This is a genomic window from Nostoc paludosum FACHB-159 (assembly GCF_014698835.1).
GTDB lineage: Bacteria > Cyanobacteriota > Cyanobacteriia > Cyanobacteriales > Nostocaceae > Nostoc > Nostoc paludosum.
In genome coordinates this window covers 243,636-258,861 of record NZ_JACJTU010000008.1, presented here as the reverse complement: position 1 = coordinate 258,861, position 15,226 = coordinate 243,636, and the positions used below count along the sequence as shown (strand labels likewise).

Below are 15,226 nucleotides of genomic sequence, written 5' to 3'. Positions count from 1 at the left end.
GCCTGAGCCTATTTTATTAACCCAGATTTTTGCCAAACTTACTTCTTTAGGACGTATTCATCCCGTTTCTACAGGTCTTGAAACCTCGTAAATTGGCTAAGGTATTGCTATTAGACGAAGACTACCCCCAAGCAGCCAAGGTCAAATTGCTTTGTGACAACCTCAACACTCATAGCATTGCATCTCTGTACGAAGCGTTTCCTGCACCAGAAGCTCATCGCTTGGCTAGAAGACTGGAGATTTATTACACTCATGGCAATGGAAGTTGGTGAGCCAGTGCTTTGGGCGGGTTCCCCGACTTGAAGCAACTGGCGAACCCGAAGGGCTAAATATTGCCGAGATTGAATTAAGCGTTTTAAGCCAACAGTGCCTAGACCGACGAATTCCTAGTATTTGTGAACTGTCTACAGAATTGACTGCTTGCCAAAACGAAGGCAACCGCAACGCCAGTCAAGTTATTTGGCGTTTTACTACTGAAGATGCTCGTATCAAACTTAAGCATCTTTACCCAGTTTTTGAAACTAATGAAATCCTTGTTTCTAATGCACCATTTTAAGCTTGCCACGCCACTACAAATACTTGGATTTTTTCATAACTCAAATCGGACTCCTATATTGCCTATTGCGTGTTGCCTATTGCCTAAACTTTCTCTTAGACAAAAATTTTTATTCAATTAAGAAAAAAAAGAGAGGGCTTCTGTTATTAAAACACCACCCTCTCAAATTGTGATCCTCTACGTCTTTGAACTCTTATCTGCTAAATAGCAGCCAATTCTGATTTTTGTGAAACTTGGAATTCCTGAGCTTGAACTACTTGATCCGCACAAACTTTACCAGCTTCAAAGCAAGCTTCTAAAGATGCTCCTTTCATGTAATCGCCTGTGAGGAATAGCCCTGGTAATTGGGAAAGCTGAGTTTTGAGATTGTTAGCAAATTGATTGTAATTGCTAGTATATGCACACAACCCAACTGGATGATATTTCGCAACATATTTGATGCGATCTGAGCCACTAATAGGAACGTATTGATTTAGAGCTTCTTCTGCTAAACGAATCAATTCTTCAGGAGTAGCTCCATCCTTCATATAGCGGCGGCCTGTGCGACCACTGAAGGTGTATCGAATTACGTTGCGCTCATTAATACCATAAGCACCCGCATTGCTAATAGGATATGTGTCATTAAAGACTAAAGCGCGTACTTTTTTGGAGAAAATATCGCGAGCGTATTCTGCTACAACCACAGTTACAGGATAGTAGTTAACAGTGTCTAAAATTTGAGATAGCTGTGAGTCTTGAGATGCGACGATTTTAGAAGAAATTGTTGCTGGAGTTGCTAATATCACCCCTGCATACTCTCTTTCTTGCACGCCAGAAGAATCGCGTAAACGCAGACCCGCAACACGTCCATTGCGTACAATTAAAGACTCTACGCGGCTGTTTAATCTCACAGGCCCAGTTTTAGTAAATTGCTCCAATACAGGTTGCATTCCATGAATCAACTGGTCGTAAGTGTCAAGAACCATCCGGAGATTACTACCCAAGTTACCAACATAAGCTTCTTCTGGTTCTGCTCCATTCATCCGAACAGTCATAGGTCGCATCACAACCTGACAGAATTTAGAACTGAAGTATTCACTTAGAGGTTGATCTCCTATACGTCTACAAAGGTCATTGAAGTAAGGACCACCCAAAAGACCATTTTGTAGGTTTCGTATCACAGCTCCACAAACATTCCAAAACCGCCAAATATCTCTAGGAGTACCTTGGCTCATAAATTCCAAGGTAGCTTGAACGCGGCGATTATTATCTAAAGTCAATAATTTATTGTTCTGAACTTGAGAAGAATTCAGCCCGAAAAATTCGTAGGGATTGTTACCCATTGCGGCTGTAAACTCTCTAAAAAGACGGTAACTTCTACCAATATTTTTTCCTCCCAATTGTACAGGTCTATCTCCTAAGAGGAATGGACGAATACGTCCGCCAATGGCATCATCTTGCTCAATTAATTCAACATTAAAACCACGTTGTCTCAGATAGTAAGTTACAGCAATACCAGTAGCACCACTACCAACAACTGCATATGTATTCAAATTCATGATTCACCTCTGATTGTATTTATGAGATATGACAGTTCTAAATGAGTTGCGAAATATTTGTCTTTTGGTTGTCAAAAGCCCTTCCTAATCACAAATCTTCCAAAACAGTAATAGTTACTTTGTGATAAGCTTGGTCTCGATATGGCAAAACTTCCAAGTAACGTGGATCTGTTAGCCATCCTCGTACATGGTCAACAGAAGGAAATTTTAAAACCCGGATAGATTCTTCTTCAAAAGAACCTAGCAATCGTTCTTTGGCCTGCATACGTAAAACTACTTCTGCTCCATATTCATCACGAACTTCTACAGCCCGTTTTTTATAATTCTCAGCAGCTTCCGATGCTTGAGGATTAGGTATTAATGTGACCAATACGTGAACCATTAATCTTCCTCCACCATTAATTTGAGTAAAATGTATTTGCAACTATTAAATTGCTTGCAAAATTCTCTAGATTAGACAAGTTGTAAGTCAAATACTTGTTCTAGTTCGACCAATGTCTCCTGCAAAGATTTCACATTCTCTACATTCAAAGTTACAGCAGACGGAACAATTTTTTTGATTAGCTTCGATAAAACTTGTCCTGGCCCAACTTCAACAAAAACTTCAATTCCTTTTTCGTAAATATAACGTATTGAAGCCTCCCAACGAACAGCAGAAGTGATTTGTTGCTCTAATAACTGGCTCCATTCATAACCGCTGATTACTGGCTCTGCTGTCACGTTTGAAATTACAGGTATACCAGCATCATTGAATTGAAAATTACCAATTATCTCAGCAAAATTTTGTGCAGCCTCTTGCATTAAAGGAGAATGAAATGCCCCAGAAACAGATAAAGGAATTGCTTTGAGATTATGGTCAAAGGCAAAAATAAGAGCTTCTTCTATAGAATCAGTATCACCAGATATCACAATTTGTTCTGGTGAATTCAAGTTAGCAGGAACTAATACGCCACCAGGCTGGACATTCTGTCTGCATAGTTTTTCTGCTTGCTCGAATGTAACTCCTTTGAGGGCTACCATACCACCCCCCTGAGTTCTTGACATCAAAGCTCCCCTAACCTGGAGCAAACTCATAGCATCTGCAAAAGATAATACTCCAGCAGCCACTAATGCAGAATATTCACCCGCACTATGTCCACAGATAAATTTTGGTTTTCTCGCAAAATGCTCTTGAAAGACAGTGTATAGTGCTATATTTGTCGCTAATAAGCAAGGTTGTGTGATGGAAGTTTCCATCAAGTTTTCTTCATCACCAAAAAAACAGAGATTGCGAATATCTAAGTTGCTAATTTGTTCAGCAGATTCAAAAATTTTTTCTGCTGATATGAACTCTTTAAAAATCTCTAAACCCATTCCTACATATTGAGAACCTTGTCCTGGAAAAACTAAGGCATAATCAGATGTTTTTAATCTTTTCATAGTTGAAACAACACCTCTACATAATAAAATTTGAGATTTGAAATTTTGGATTTTAGATTAAAATTTAAATTTTATAGTTATCTGTTGGGTTAGGATATGGAATCTAATGATTGTATATTCACTCTTTAAGAAGCAAGCTATCTGAGAAAATAAGAATTTAAAATTCTTGCTCCCAGCCCCTACTTAAAAAGTGATAACCGACAACAGACAAGCATAGGATAAATCTAAAATCCAAAATTATTTGATTGTCAGAGATTAAATGTATGCTACCTATTATTTAATGCTGATTCCAGTAATTGATAAGCATTTTCTACTGTTTTGATTCTTCCTGCTTGAGTTGTAGATATCTTCACATGAAATTTTTGACGTATTAGCATCACAATTTTGACAATATCTACAGAAGATATTCCTACATCATCTACCCAATAAGCATCAGGACGAAGTTTATTTGGATCTATGTTCAATCTTTGGGCAACAGCATTACAAAACTCATCAAAAGAAACTGCTTGTGCTTGAGTGGGTTTTTCATTGATAGCAACCATATTTTTCTCCTTTGATGTTTAGAGGTTGTAATTTACATCTTATGCAATTTAATTTGCATAATTATTGGTCATATTTGTCATTTGCCGATTATCTATTCTCAAAAACTAATGACTAATGACAAATAGAGCTAATTTATTTAAAAAACCAATCAATTGTTAGCTCAAACAATTCTTGCTGATGGAATGGAAAAGAATGATGCGCTCCTTCTATTATCTGTAATTTTGGTGGGTTTTTAGAAGTTATTTGCACTTGTTCTACTAATTGCTTAACTTCTTGTAAGGGAACTGTTGCATCTTCGGTTCCATGAATAATTAATAAAGGCTGATTGACTTGTTCAATTTCTTTGAACATATCAAGTTCAGAAGATTCTGTGAGAATTGCCGGCCCACATTTCATCAGTTCTCCGTGGTAGATGAATTCTGATTCATCACCATCTTCTAAAACAGAAAATGAATCTTCACCTATCAATCGCATAACAGTACCCGCTAAATCAGTAAACGGTGCCCATGCGACAGTTTTATATATCCTTGAATTTCTCGCACTTTCTCGGATAACGGTGACTGCACCTAAGCAATGTCCAACTAATCCAATGGCGTTTGGGTCAACACTATCTCTGGTGGAAATTAAATCAATTACAGCTTCTAAATCTTCTAATTCTCTATCTAAGGTCAGGTCTACTAAATCACCATCACTATCACCTGAACCTGCAAAATCAAACCGAAATATTGAGAAGTTATGCTTGATTGCATAGCGAGCAAATTCTACAAAACGGCGACTTCCACCAATCTTCGTACCTGCAAAACCGTGACAAACAATTAAGCAAGGTCTAGGCTCATTTCCTTGTCCATGATGTAAAACACCTACAAGGTTTTGTCCCCGCTTATTTTGGAAAACAAATGCTTCCATTCTTGACATATTGTAACACCTTTTTGAGTATTTACACTTCAATTTTTTAAGCAGATTGCAATCGCGATCGCCATTGCAAAATTATTGTCATGGCTAATACTTACATCCAAATGACTAGCGGAAATTTGTTGCCAAAATTGGAGAGCAGTTTCATGTAAAAAAACAATTGGTTTTCCAGAAACATCATGCAATATTTCTATATCAACCAGTTCAATTTGACTCATACCCGCTTCCAAAACTTTAATAATTGCTTCTTTACAAGCAAATTTTCCTGCTAATCTTTGCAATCGATGATTTTCATTGCCAAGAGCTAAAGCATCTTTCCACTCTCGCTCTGTCAGCCAGACCCCTATCGGTGCATCGACTAAATCTTTGATCTCTTGGATCGAAATAATATCTATTCCGGTCTTGACTTGAACTGCTGACTGAACAGAAGACGCACAAATTTTGTCTTCTATAAGCATTTTGTTTTTGTAATATTTCAAGGATTCTTTAGCAAACAAAGGATTTATCCCAGCGAATTAAACTGGCTCCACAAGTTAGTCCTGCTCCAAATCCAACCATCATCACATAATCGCCTGCGACAATTTTTCCATCTTGAACAGCATCATATAAAGCAATTGGAATTGAAGCCGCAGAGGTATTTCCATATTTGTGAAGATTGCACATAAAACGCTCAAATGGAATTCCCAAATACACAGCTACTTCTTCAATAATGTGAATGTTAGCCTGATGGGGAATAATCAACTCAACATCTTCAATGGAAATCTGAGCCTTATTGCAAGTATCGGTGATGGCTTCGCATACGATAGGTACTACCGCTTGAAATAGTTCTGGGCCATTCATTTTCAGAAAATGTTGTCTGTTTTCCACACTTTGGACTGAAGTCGGCTGTTTACTCCCACCACCAGGCATATACAACAGATCCGTACCTGAACCATCAGCACGCAGTACAGAACCTAGAAAACAATTTTCTTCCCCTGACTCCAATAAAGCTGCTCCTGCACCATCTCCAAACAACACGCATGTAGAACGATCTTGCCAATCTATACATCTAGAAAGAACTTCTGCACCTATAACCAAGGCATTACGAACTGCACCGGCTTTGATGAAAGAAGCTGCTGTTTCCAAACCATAAACAAATCCAGAACAGGCCGCAGATATATCGAAACCAAAGGCATTAAAAGCCCCGATATTATCTTGTACCTTACAAGCAACTGATGGAAATGGCATATCAGGCATCATAGTCGCCACTAGAATCATTTCTATGTCTAGTAAATCGATTCCGCGCTTATCCAATACTTGTTTTGCAGCGGCTGTTGCTAAAGTAGATGTGCTTTCTTGACTAGAAGCAATTCGCCGTTCAATTATGCCAGTTCTTGTACGAATCCACTCATCAGATGTATCCACAATTTTAGCTAGATCGTGGTTTGTCATCACTTGAGTTGGTAAATAAATTCCCAAAGCAGATAACTTTACAGGTATCAATTTGACCTCCCCTTTGACAATCGAATGTTAGGTTTACCATCTACTAGAGTTATTAAAAGACAACACTTACCGCTAGATTCAGAGTCCCAGCAATAAATTGGAATTCCCGAATGTTGTGAAAAGTCTTCTGTTACCTTTTCTAAATCGTCAAAGGTAACATTTTTAACTTTAACTACTTTGGTTCTTAAAACTGCTTCTGCAAGGATGAATACTGAGCCAATTTCGCTTAAATCTCTACTTTTAAGGGAGATATTATTGCCAGACTTGAGTTCATCCAATTCTTGTTCGGAAATTTCTAAACCAAGAATTTTAACTGCTTTTTGAATTTCGCAAGTTTCTAAATTCAGCTTTGTTTCTAAGATAGAGCTATTCATAATTTTTGTAAAGTGGTGTAACAATGTTTAATTAAAGCTACGATTTGGTAGCGGCTACCATCAAACGCAACCATAATAGTTACGTTCTCAATCAAGTCTAAATTGACTTGAAATTTATTCAAATTTTGTGAACAGTTGTGGTACTTAGTACCACAACTATTATGATCGCAAACACAGATTACCTACATTCTCGAAAAGCTTAGAGTCTGAGCTTTTTAAAACGTTCAACTGGGGTTAAACGAAAGAAAACTGGTTGGTATTATTGAGATTGAAAGTTGTAGCTACTTGTCCTTCAATTACGCCAATGAGTTCGGGAAGAATGTTGGAACCACCAGTAAATAAGATAGATGTGCCGTTAGGAACGTTACCAGAGGATTGAATCAATAAATAATTTGACGCTGGCCCTTTGAGTTCGATGCGATCGCTACCTAATTGGAAGTCTTTGATCAGAGCGTAATCTTGATTTCCAACAGATGAGAGATTGCCGTCATTGTAGTAAACAGCATTCTTATCGCCCAGAACGAAAGTATCTGCTCCTTTACCACCTGTGAGAACGTCAATTTCACCCTTACCAAAGCCAGAAGCCGTATTCACACCAACTAGTCTGTCTGCTCCTGCACCAGCATCTAAAATGTCGTTTCCAGCGCCACCATTTAACAAGTCTGTGCCATCATTTCCAAAGAGTATGTCGTTACCGACATCGCCAAACAGCCGATCATCTCCTCTACCGCCAACTACAGTATCGTTACCGAGTTCGCCATTGAGTATATCGTTACCACCTTCGCCGGTAAAAAAGTCATCTCCAGCACCAGCAAAAACCTTATCATTACCGTCACCGGCATCAACTAAGTCAACGCCATCACCACCATAGATAATGTCATTGTCACCCTCGGCAAAGACTACATTCACTTCACCTGCTTTACCTGCAAGATAGATAGTGTCGCTACCAGCACCACCAATGATACTATCGTTGCCAGTACCACCAATGATCACATCGTTACCAGGCCCACCTCCAAGAAAGTCGTCACCTGCACCACCATCTATAAAATCATTACCTTCTTGACCAGGAACCAAATCGTTGCCATCACCTGCATAAATAGTATCGTCGCCTTCTCTAGTAGGAATAATGTCGTCCCCATCACCTGCATAAATCAAGTCGTTGCCGCTTCCAGTAGAGATGATGTCATTACCACCAAGGGCATTAACAGTGATATCATCCTCAGAGGCGATCTGAATGATAAAGTCATTACCTTCGGTTCCAGTAATAAATAAGCTTGCCATTTTTGCTTTTTACCTTTTTTAGATTGTTGTTGGAATTCAGACTAGAGCCAATGCACACATACTTGGAAATATGTGTAATATCAAGTCCGGTTGGATACTTATGATTAGGACTGACGCTGGGATGCCGAGAGATTCTAATCACAAGCAATTAGCCGGACATGATATAAGTTTTGGAAAAACAGACGACGGTTAGCCTAACTATTTGGCGCAGATATCTCTGGTAGCGTTTGTGCAGTTAAGCGAACATCATCAAAATTAACTACCAATCCTGGCCCTTCTATGAGGTTGATCAATCGGATGCCTAAATTCTGACCTAAATAGGGGTTTGAGTCGGTAGTAGTGAATTTGACTGTGGAGGTTTCAAAGGTTTTATCTTCAATGAATACGCTATTATTGTCAGCCGCGATAACTGTATCGCCTGCTAGCAGTTCCACACGATATCCAGGGAAGCCACTTAAGTCAATTCCGATGTAGATGCCTCCGATATTACCTACTTCTACCTGTAGGGTATATTCGGTATTGGCTGTTAAAACAGTATCAAGCTCTTGGAATAGACCTAAAACACCACCACTTCCAGGTGGTTGAACTACATAAAGATCGGCAACGTTTTCACCTTCTGGTGCTTCATTAATGAAGTATTCGGTGTTGGGATCTAATACATCATAATTGGAAGTCTCGATTCCGTTGGGATTTGCAGGTATGTAGCCATTGGGGTCGTAAACTACCCAACCAGGTACATCTGCAATATTAAAGCTTCCATCTACCAATTCTGGTTCTTCAAAGCCAGCATTTTCAATGAATATGCTTGTGGATGAGTCATTTGCAAAAGAGAACTGGCTGGTATTATTCAGATTGAAATTAGCTACTGGTTGTCCTTCAATCACACCAATCAGTTCATTAAGAATGTTTGAACTGTCAAAATAGTATATAGCTGTTCCACTTGGCAGATCTCCAAATGTAGCAACCAATGAGTAATTTGATGCTGAACCGTTAAGCTGGATAGTATCAACTCCAGATTCAAAATCTTTGATAACGGCGTAATCTTCAAATCCAAAAGATCCTGGCTTACCATCACTGTAGTAAACAGTGTTTTTGTCACCCAGAACAAAAGTATCTGCGCTCAGACCGCCTGTGAGAACGTCAATATCACCCTGTCCAAAGGTTGAATTAGTATCGGTATTGACGCCAATTAATGTATCGTTCCCGCTACCGCCTTGCAGTTCATCGTTGCCATCACCACCAATTAGAGTGTCATTGTCTGTACCACCGGTTAGCAGGTCATTTCCTTGACCGCCATTGACGACATCCTTCCCAGCATCACCACTCAAGGAATCTGTGCCATCATTTCCATAAATTACATCGTCACCTACATTTCCAGAAAGCTCGTCATTTCCGCTTCCACCTTCGATTAAATCGTTACCACTTCCACCATTGAGGCGATCGCTACCACCTTCACCGGTCAAATAGTCATCTCCTGCACCACCAAAAGCGAAGTCGTCACCATCACCTGCATCAATGACATCTACACTATCACCACCAAAGATCTTGTCATTGCCAGCTTCAGCAAAAACTGTGTTTGATTCACCTGCAAGATAAATAATGTCGTCGCCAGAACCACCATTGATATTGTTGTTGCCAGTTCCAGATCTGATGATATCGTTGCCAAGACCACCGTCAATCAGGTCGTTTCCGGCTCCAGCATTTATGAAATCATTACCTTCTTGTCCATCAATTACGTCATCACCTTCGCCTGCGTCGATAACGTCATTCCCATCTCCAGAACTAACAACATCATTGCCAGTACCTGCATTAATAAAATCATTCCCTAACCCAGTAGAGATTATGTCATCACCTGCCAGGGCAATAACAGTGTTATTATCTTGTGACGCTATCAGCAGGATAGAATCATTTTCTTGAGTTCCGACATTCAATTTTCTTGCCATTGTTGCCTTTCTAGCTCTTATGAGTTGTGGTTGCAAATTATGAGAATCAACACATTGAAGCTACCAAAATAGGAAGCTTCTAATGCGTAAGCTTTGATAGAAACAGACAAGAATTACGCTATTCAAATTCCACTTAATGCAGATAAATTCACTAGCCTTAGACCAATACCTATAGGTATTGTTTTACAAGAGCTAATAATTGAACATTACTAACCCTACAGCACTAGAAAATTCACAACTGCTGTCATGGAATTGAGCTATTTTGCTGAAAAAAACTTCAATCAGGATGAGTAGTAGTCAATGCTAACCATGTAATTTTGGCTTAACTGTTGTTTAGCATTGTTTACTATGGCGAAAATAATCTTTACGAAAATATAATAACATAACCAAAATGACTGTTCAAGTAAGATTTGACCCTTAGTAATCGCGCAGAAATAAGTTACTTATTTTAGAAAGTCTTTAGATTTTGCAAAAGATGTCAGATTAGGGATTTATACAAATATCAGTAGATTCCAATTTGGTTGGCATTGTCAAAAATAGCATTGACTGTTAGAGTAAAACCTATGCAAGCATACATCAGATAAAATTCCAATCCAACTTCAGAAAGAGTCTTGGTGGATAATGGAATGATTGAGTCTGTTGCCAACACACACCATACATAACAGACACAGGGATTAGTGTTGATGCAAATTCCAAGATCATCCCGCAATTACAGCGTTTTTCAAGTAAATGAAGTACATGGGTAGGGGCGCACACCTGTCATTGGTGTCAACTTAAGCTCAAACGCTTAATCTACAGGTGTTTTACCCTACCCCGATTTTGTCTAAAGCCAAAATCGGGGTAGGGTAACGCGAATCTTGATGGTAAGTGAGTAGAACTTGCTCATCACGTTTTCATAAGGGTTTCACGTTAAGCTGACACCAATGCACACCTATACGCCCCTACGATGGATCTGTACCTCACTCCTTTGCAATCTGCTGTATGTAACACTCAGAAAATATAGCTAGTTATTGAAGTAGCGTCTTTTGTTCAAATCTTTGGTAAAGTTGCATGACTAATTATGTATAAACCAGAACAACTCATGCAACTATAACTAATTTCCATTTATATAGTTCTATTCCTTGTCTATCTCAAAGAGTGTTTTACCCATTTTCAATGCAGAGGAGAAGTCCAAAGCATTTTGAGGTAAAAATCGGTAGTTCCAGTCATCATGGAATTCAGGCTTTTGCAGGAAGACTGCTGAGAATTCTTTGTTAGTGATGCTTGCGTCTATGTGAGACTTATTTTGATCGTGTGGAGTTTTAATTAGCAGTTGTTGATTAGTAGTAGGAGTACTGATTAGATTAATTATTACTTCTTTAATGGTTAGCGGTTTAGCTTTCCAGTTTTCTGTAATCAGACAAAACATCCGATGTTCTATGTTGTTCCATTTGCTTGTGCCAGGAGGAAAATGTGCAACCTCAATGATAAGTTTAAATGTGTCAGCAAGTGTTTGGAGTTGGGTCTTCCATAACCGCAAGCAATACTCGTCAGCTTCACTACAGTCTGCGATAATCAACAGTTCTGTGGCATTTTTGTACATTTTTTTGCCCATATCTTGCCACCAGCGATGAATTGATTCAACAGCGACTTCTGCGGTGTCCTGATTAATTCCCACATTTACCCACTCTTGGTTTGTGGTTAAGTTATAAGCCTCATATGGAAGAAAGTTTAAAAGTTCTGGTTCGGTGAAATAATCAGTTTGCTCTTTGAGGAAATGTTTTTGAGATTGCCATTCTTGTACATCGTTATTGTACTTGCCAATCGCTTCTTTTTTCTTAATGTCAAGTGAGATGATAATTTGACCACGGGTCTGAAAGTTTTGCACTTGGTCATGAATATGCTGAAATTGAAAATCCCGGTCGGCCGCAGAGTCTCCTTCTTTGGTTTTACGGTTGTTTTGTAGCCTGTAGCCAAGTTGACACAATAAGGAGGCAACTTTTCTAGGACTGATAACATGACCCTTAGTTCGCAATTTCTCAGCTATTTTGGTGGTACTTTCAGAAGTCCAACGTAGAGGGGATTCTGAATATCCACAACTTAGTGGTTGAATCAATGCCTCCAGGTCTGGAATTAAGGTTTGGTCAATTTCTAGCAGACGTTTTCTACCCCCTCCTTTACATCTAATTTTCTCGGTAAATTGGGTGTTTTTAATTCGCGTATCTGGCTTAATTTCCAGTTCGCGAATTCCGACCCGAATTGTTTTTGGTGAGAGACCTGTAGCTTGAGAAACTTGCGTAATCCCACCTCTGCCCAATGCAATAGCTTCTGCGGCAGCCCACAGACGTATCGATCTTTCGTTCAGATGAGGGTAAAGCGAATCAAATTTAGATTTGAGAAAATCTCTTGCTGACATACAGCAATCCTAATATCTTAAACTCCTAAAAGTTATCAGATAATGTTTAAGATTTTATGCATATTTCTTCAGTAATAGGTTAAGAGTTTTTTAATATCTTCTAAAACGGAAATATTATCAATTATTTAATCAGTGTTGAAAAATGATTAGTAATAAGTTAAGAAGAATTTATCTCCACAGGAAACATATCTAAAATAAAGCATAATCCATCGGAAGTAAAACAGGGTTGCTCGGCTCTTCCACATTTAATATACATAATTGGAACGGGCAAGATGCCCACCCCAACAAGAATTATGCTGAATTTTGTTATGCAAATTTAATATTTTTGGCTTACTTAGCTTTGGGAGAAATTGTTGTGTACCTCACTTTCCTTGAAATCTACTGTATGTTTGCAATTTAGCAATGTGGTTTGATTTGTGAACTTATTGAACCAAGCAGGTAGTAGGGAGTATAGACGCGATTAATCGCGCCTCTACAGGTAAGGAATCGACATTTTTGAGTTACAGGAGAGTTGCTTCACACAATCGAATAGTAGCCCTATGTACAGGATAATTTTTAAAAACTCAGTGGGATTTTCAGCTTAATTCAATTATTAAATCAGAAGAGGGATTGCCAATCAATAAAAGTTTTACCTAACCCATCTCTGCTAAGTAGAATTACTCAATATTACCCACAAAGTCAAAATTTTTCGCTCTCTAACTTTGTTTAGGGAACTAATACCATTGAATGTGCGCCGCGTGCGACTGGAATAGAATAACGAGTCTGTACTAGCTGCGGTTGGGGATTTAGGGGATCGCTAGCTATGCGCCAGAAATCTATGGAACCACCTTTGATGCGATCGTCGAAATGGTCATAGGTCACAACCGCCAGATATTGGCTAGAAGCATCAAACGCAGCAGCTTCAGGTAAAATCCCATCATAAGGATAATCTGCCACTCGGTTGAGTTGCCCCGTTTGGGGATCTAGGGTCATCAATGTCAGCGACGAAAACCAAGTGATGCGATTGTCATTGTAGGGTAAGTAACTTCGCTCTAAATTGGTAGTGACGACATATCGACCATTGGGACTAACTGTTAATCCTTCTGGGCTGACACTTGTCATCGCTCGTGACACCAAAGCATGGCGCGGCGAACCATCGGTTTGTTTACCGGCTTCTAAGCGAATACTCACCACACTGCCACGTGGGGCTTCATTCCAAGTTCCCTGCACATCTGCTCCCCAAAAGAGATTATTCACAATCAGATGGCGGCCATCTGGTGTGAATCGTGCAATGTAGGGAGCCTTTTCTATTTTTACTACATTTCCCCAAGACTCAAGTCCAAGATTATTATCCTCACCCACGACTTTGGCAAAAGAGATTTCGGCAGTGGTTGTGTTAACGAGTGCTAGGGTGTTTTGAGTAGGATGCCAAGTTGTATGTATTAGTTCATCTCCTTGTGGTAAGGAGGACACCGGAGGATAAATTGCTTGCCCCAGTCTGCCGTTGGTTAAAGGAATTAATGCCAGAGGAGTTTTTGCCCCAGCTCCTTTGGGGTGAAAAGTAACTGATACAAGGGAACCATCACGATTGATGCTGACGGATGTAGGACGCTCGGCGATCGCTAATTCTTGCACTTGAGTTGGTCGAGTCGGGTTGCTCAAGTCAAACACCAACAAGCGCTTTCCATGCTTGAGATCCGCAAATGTTTGCTTTTGCCAATCGCCCTCCGGCCTTTGCTCAAGGGTTTCAACCACCAATGCATAACGGCCATCAGGTGTAACCGCTACTGCCGCAGGTGGCCCAGCAACTGAATTACTCGCCTCTGCTTCGTAAGCACGTAAATCTCGGATATGTTTGCCTGTCAGAGGAATTACACTAATAGCATCCCGACCTTCACGAGACCCAAGTTTACCATCGACGTAGGCGGAAGCTAGCATATCTGCATCCGATATGGAAACAAGATAACGACCTTGAAATCCCAGAGGAGCGGCACGATCCAAAGTCTGAGCGATTGTCTTTGCAGATATGCCTATTAAAGTTGCCAACACTAAGGCAAAGATTTTCAGGTTCATTGTCAGTGGAGTAGTGACTGTTGAATGTTAAGTGTTCAGTCTTGCCTATTGCCCATTGCCTATTGCCTTTCATTAAGCAACTAACTCCAGTCCAAACTTAGGAACAGGTACAGCGGTTTCAACAAAGCTTGGGCGCTTTGCCAACTGCTCTAGCCAAGTTTTTAACCGCGGACGGCTGTTAATTAGTTGTTCTCCCTCTGGGGCTAGTTTCATTGACAAAAGAACAGGTGCCATGAAAATATCTGCCAGAGTGATGGAATCACCAACTAAATAAGCTTGAGTCAGAGCTGTTTCTACTACATCAAGATGAGAGGCGATCGCAGTTACCGCACGCTTAATTGTTCCCTCATCAGCCTGTCCGCCGTTTTCAGGGATGTAGACACGCTGCACAAAAATTTGTCCGATGGCGATTGGTTGAATATAACTGACTGTCACACTCATCCATTGGTGCATTCGTGCCCGCTCTAAAGGCGTTTTGGGTTGAAATGAGCCTCCGTCGAATGACTCATCAATGTAGTGTAAAATTGCCTGACTCTCATAAATAATCTTGCGATCGTGAACTAATACTGGGACTCTGCGAAATGGATGCAAGCGAGTAAAATCATCCACTGTCAAATCTTGAAACGTCACTGTCTCAAAATGGTAATCAACCTTCTTCTCCAGTAACAAAATTCGCACAGCACGAACATAGTTGCTAAATGCCCAACCGTAAAGTTGAGGTCGATCCATAT

General features: G+C 39.8%; 13 protein-coding genes and 1 pseudogene. 1 reads left to right on the top strand and 13 read right to left on the bottom strand.

Features of this window, described 5'->3' with window-relative positions; genetic code table 11:
- Positions 1 to 107 precede the first annotated feature (107 nt).
- Positions 108 to 556, top strand: a pseudogene (locus H6H03_RS11050) (hypothetical protein); the annotation flags it as partial.
- Between the two features lie 200 nt (positions 557 to 756).
- Here H6H03_RS11050 and H6H03_RS11045 read toward each other — a convergent pair.
- The 13 genes from H6H03_RS11045 to H6H03_RS10985 all read right to left on the bottom strand — a co-directional run bounded on the left by H6H03_RS11045 (position 757) and on the right by H6H03_RS10985 (position 15,224).
- Positions 757 to 2,094 carry an FAD-dependent oxidoreductase gene (locus tag H6H03_RS11045; protein ID WP_190955169.1) on the bottom strand — a complete coding sequence of 446 codons (1,338 nt, stop codon included), beginning with the start codon at positions 2,092 to 2,094 and terminating at the stop codon, positions 757 to 759.
- 88 nt (positions 2,095 to 2,182) lie between these two features.
- A complete protein-coding gene (locus H6H03_RS11040; protein ID WP_190955168.1) occupies positions 2,183 to 2,476 on the bottom strand; it encodes a DUF1330 domain-containing protein in 294 nt (97 codons plus the stop codon).
- A gap of 71 nt (positions 2,477 to 2,547) precedes the next feature.
- Positions 2,548 to 3,513 (bottom strand): ACP S-malonyltransferase, encoded by a 966-nt coding sequence (fabD, locus tag H6H03_RS11035; RefSeq protein WP_190955167.1) that lies wholly within the window; start codon positions 3,511 to 3,513, stop codon positions 2,548 to 2,550.
- A gap of 266 nt (positions 3,514 to 3,779) precedes the next feature.
- Positions 3,780 to 4,055 (bottom strand): phosphopantetheine-binding protein, encoded by a 276-nt coding sequence (locus H6H03_RS11030; protein WP_190955166.1) that lies wholly within the window; start codon positions 4,053 to 4,055, stop codon positions 3,780 to 3,782.
- A 133-nt stretch (positions 4,056 to 4,188) separates the two neighbouring features.
- Entirely contained in the window at positions 4,189 to 4,971 is a 783-nt protein-coding gene (locus H6H03_RS11025; RefSeq protein ID WP_190955165.1) for an alpha/beta hydrolase, read from the bottom strand.
- 29 nt (positions 4,972 to 5,000) lie between these two features.
- A complete protein-coding gene (locus H6H03_RS11020; RefSeq protein WP_190955164.1) occupies positions 5,001 to 5,465 on the bottom strand; it encodes a holo-ACP synthase in 465 nt (154 codons plus the stop codon).
- On the bottom strand, positions 5,455 to 6,450 hold the full coding sequence (locus H6H03_RS11015; RefSeq protein WP_190955163.1) for a beta-ketoacyl-ACP synthase III: 996 nt from the start codon (positions 6,448 to 6,450) through the stop codon (positions 5,455 to 5,457). The genes H6H03_RS11020 and H6H03_RS11015 overlap by 11 nt, the downstream gene beginning before the upstream one ends.
- Positions 6,447 to 6,824 (bottom strand): hypothetical protein, encoded by a 378-nt coding sequence (locus tag H6H03_RS11010; RefSeq protein WP_190955162.1) that lies wholly within the window; start codon positions 6,822 to 6,824, stop codon positions 6,447 to 6,449. The genes H6H03_RS11015 and H6H03_RS11010 overlap by 4 nt, the downstream gene beginning before the upstream one ends.
- A 234-nt stretch (positions 6,825 to 7,058) precedes the next feature.
- A complete protein-coding gene (locus H6H03_RS11005) occupies positions 7,059 to 8,105 on the bottom strand; it encodes a calcium-binding protein (protein WP_190955161.1) in 1,047 nt (348 codons plus the stop codon).
- A 194-nt stretch (positions 8,106 to 8,299) separates the two neighbouring features.
- Positions 8,300 to 10,048, bottom strand: a complete 1,749-nt coding sequence (locus tag H6H03_RS11000) for a calcium-binding protein (RefSeq protein WP_190955160.1) — start codon at positions 10,046 to 10,048, stop codon at positions 8,300 to 8,302.
- Positions 10,049 to 11,162: 1,114 nt separating this feature from the next.
- Positions 11,163 to 12,443 carry an ISAzo13 family transposase gene (locus H6H03_RS10995; protein ID WP_190955159.1) on the bottom strand — a complete coding sequence of 427 codons (1,281 nt, stop codon included), beginning with the start codon at positions 12,441 to 12,443 and terminating at the stop codon, positions 11,163 to 11,165.
- A 705-nt stretch (positions 12,444 to 13,148) separates the two neighbouring features.
- Entirely contained in the window at positions 13,149 to 14,495 is a 1,347-nt protein-coding gene (locus tag H6H03_RS10990; RefSeq protein WP_190955158.1) for a hypothetical protein, read from the bottom strand.
- Between the two features lie 72 nt (positions 14,496 to 14,567).
- On the bottom strand, positions 14,568 to 15,224 hold the full coding sequence (locus H6H03_RS10985) for a glutathione S-transferase family protein (RefSeq protein ID WP_190955157.1): 657 nt from the start codon (positions 15,222 to 15,224) through the stop codon (positions 14,568 to 14,570).
- Between the last annotated feature and the right edge of the window lie 2 nt (positions 15,225 to 15,226).

Excerpts from the sequence above, each read along its gene's own strand:
- H6H03_RS11045 (WP_190955169.1), bottom strand. The coding sequence starts at position 2,094 with ATGAATTTGAATACATATGCAGTTGTTGGTAGTGGTGCTACTGGTATT.
- H6H03_RS11040 (WP_190955168.1), bottom strand. The coding sequence starts at position 2,476 with ATGGTTCACGTATTGGTCACATTAATACCTAATCCTCAAGCATCGGAA.
- fabD (WP_190955167.1), bottom strand. The coding sequence starts at position 3,513 with ATGAAAAGATTAAAAACATCTGATTATGCCTTAGTTTTTCCAGGACAA.
- H6H03_RS11030 (WP_190955166.1), bottom strand. The coding sequence starts at position 4,055 with ATGGTTGCTATCAATGAAAAACCCACTCAAGCACAAGCAGTTTCTTTT.
- H6H03_RS11025 (WP_190955165.1), bottom strand. The coding sequence starts at position 4,971 with ATGTCAAGAATGGAAGCATTTGTTTTCCAAAATAAGCGGGGACAAAAC.
- H6H03_RS11010 (WP_190955162.1), bottom strand. The coding sequence starts at position 6,824 with ATGAATAGCTCTATCTTAGAAACAAAGCTGAATTTAGAAACTTGCGAA.
- H6H03_RS11005 (WP_190955161.1), bottom strand. The coding sequence starts at position 8,105 with ATGGCAAGCTTATTTATTACTGGAACCGAAGGTAATGACTTTATCATT.
- H6H03_RS11000 (WP_190955160.1), bottom strand. The coding sequence starts at position 10,048 with ATGGCAAGAAAATTGAATGTCGGAACTCAAGAAAATGATTCTATCCTG.
- H6H03_RS10995 (WP_190955159.1), bottom strand. The coding sequence starts at position 12,443 with ATGTCAGCAAGAGATTTTCTCAAATCTAAATTTGATTCGCTTTACCCT.
- H6H03_RS10990 (WP_190955158.1), bottom strand. The coding sequence starts at position 14,495 with ATGAACCTGAAAATCTTTGCCTTAGTGTTGGCAACTTTAATAGGCATA.
- H6H03_RS10985 (WP_190955157.1), bottom strand. The coding sequence starts at position 15,224 with ATGGATCGACCTCAACTTTACGGTTGGGCATTTAGCAACTATGTTCGT.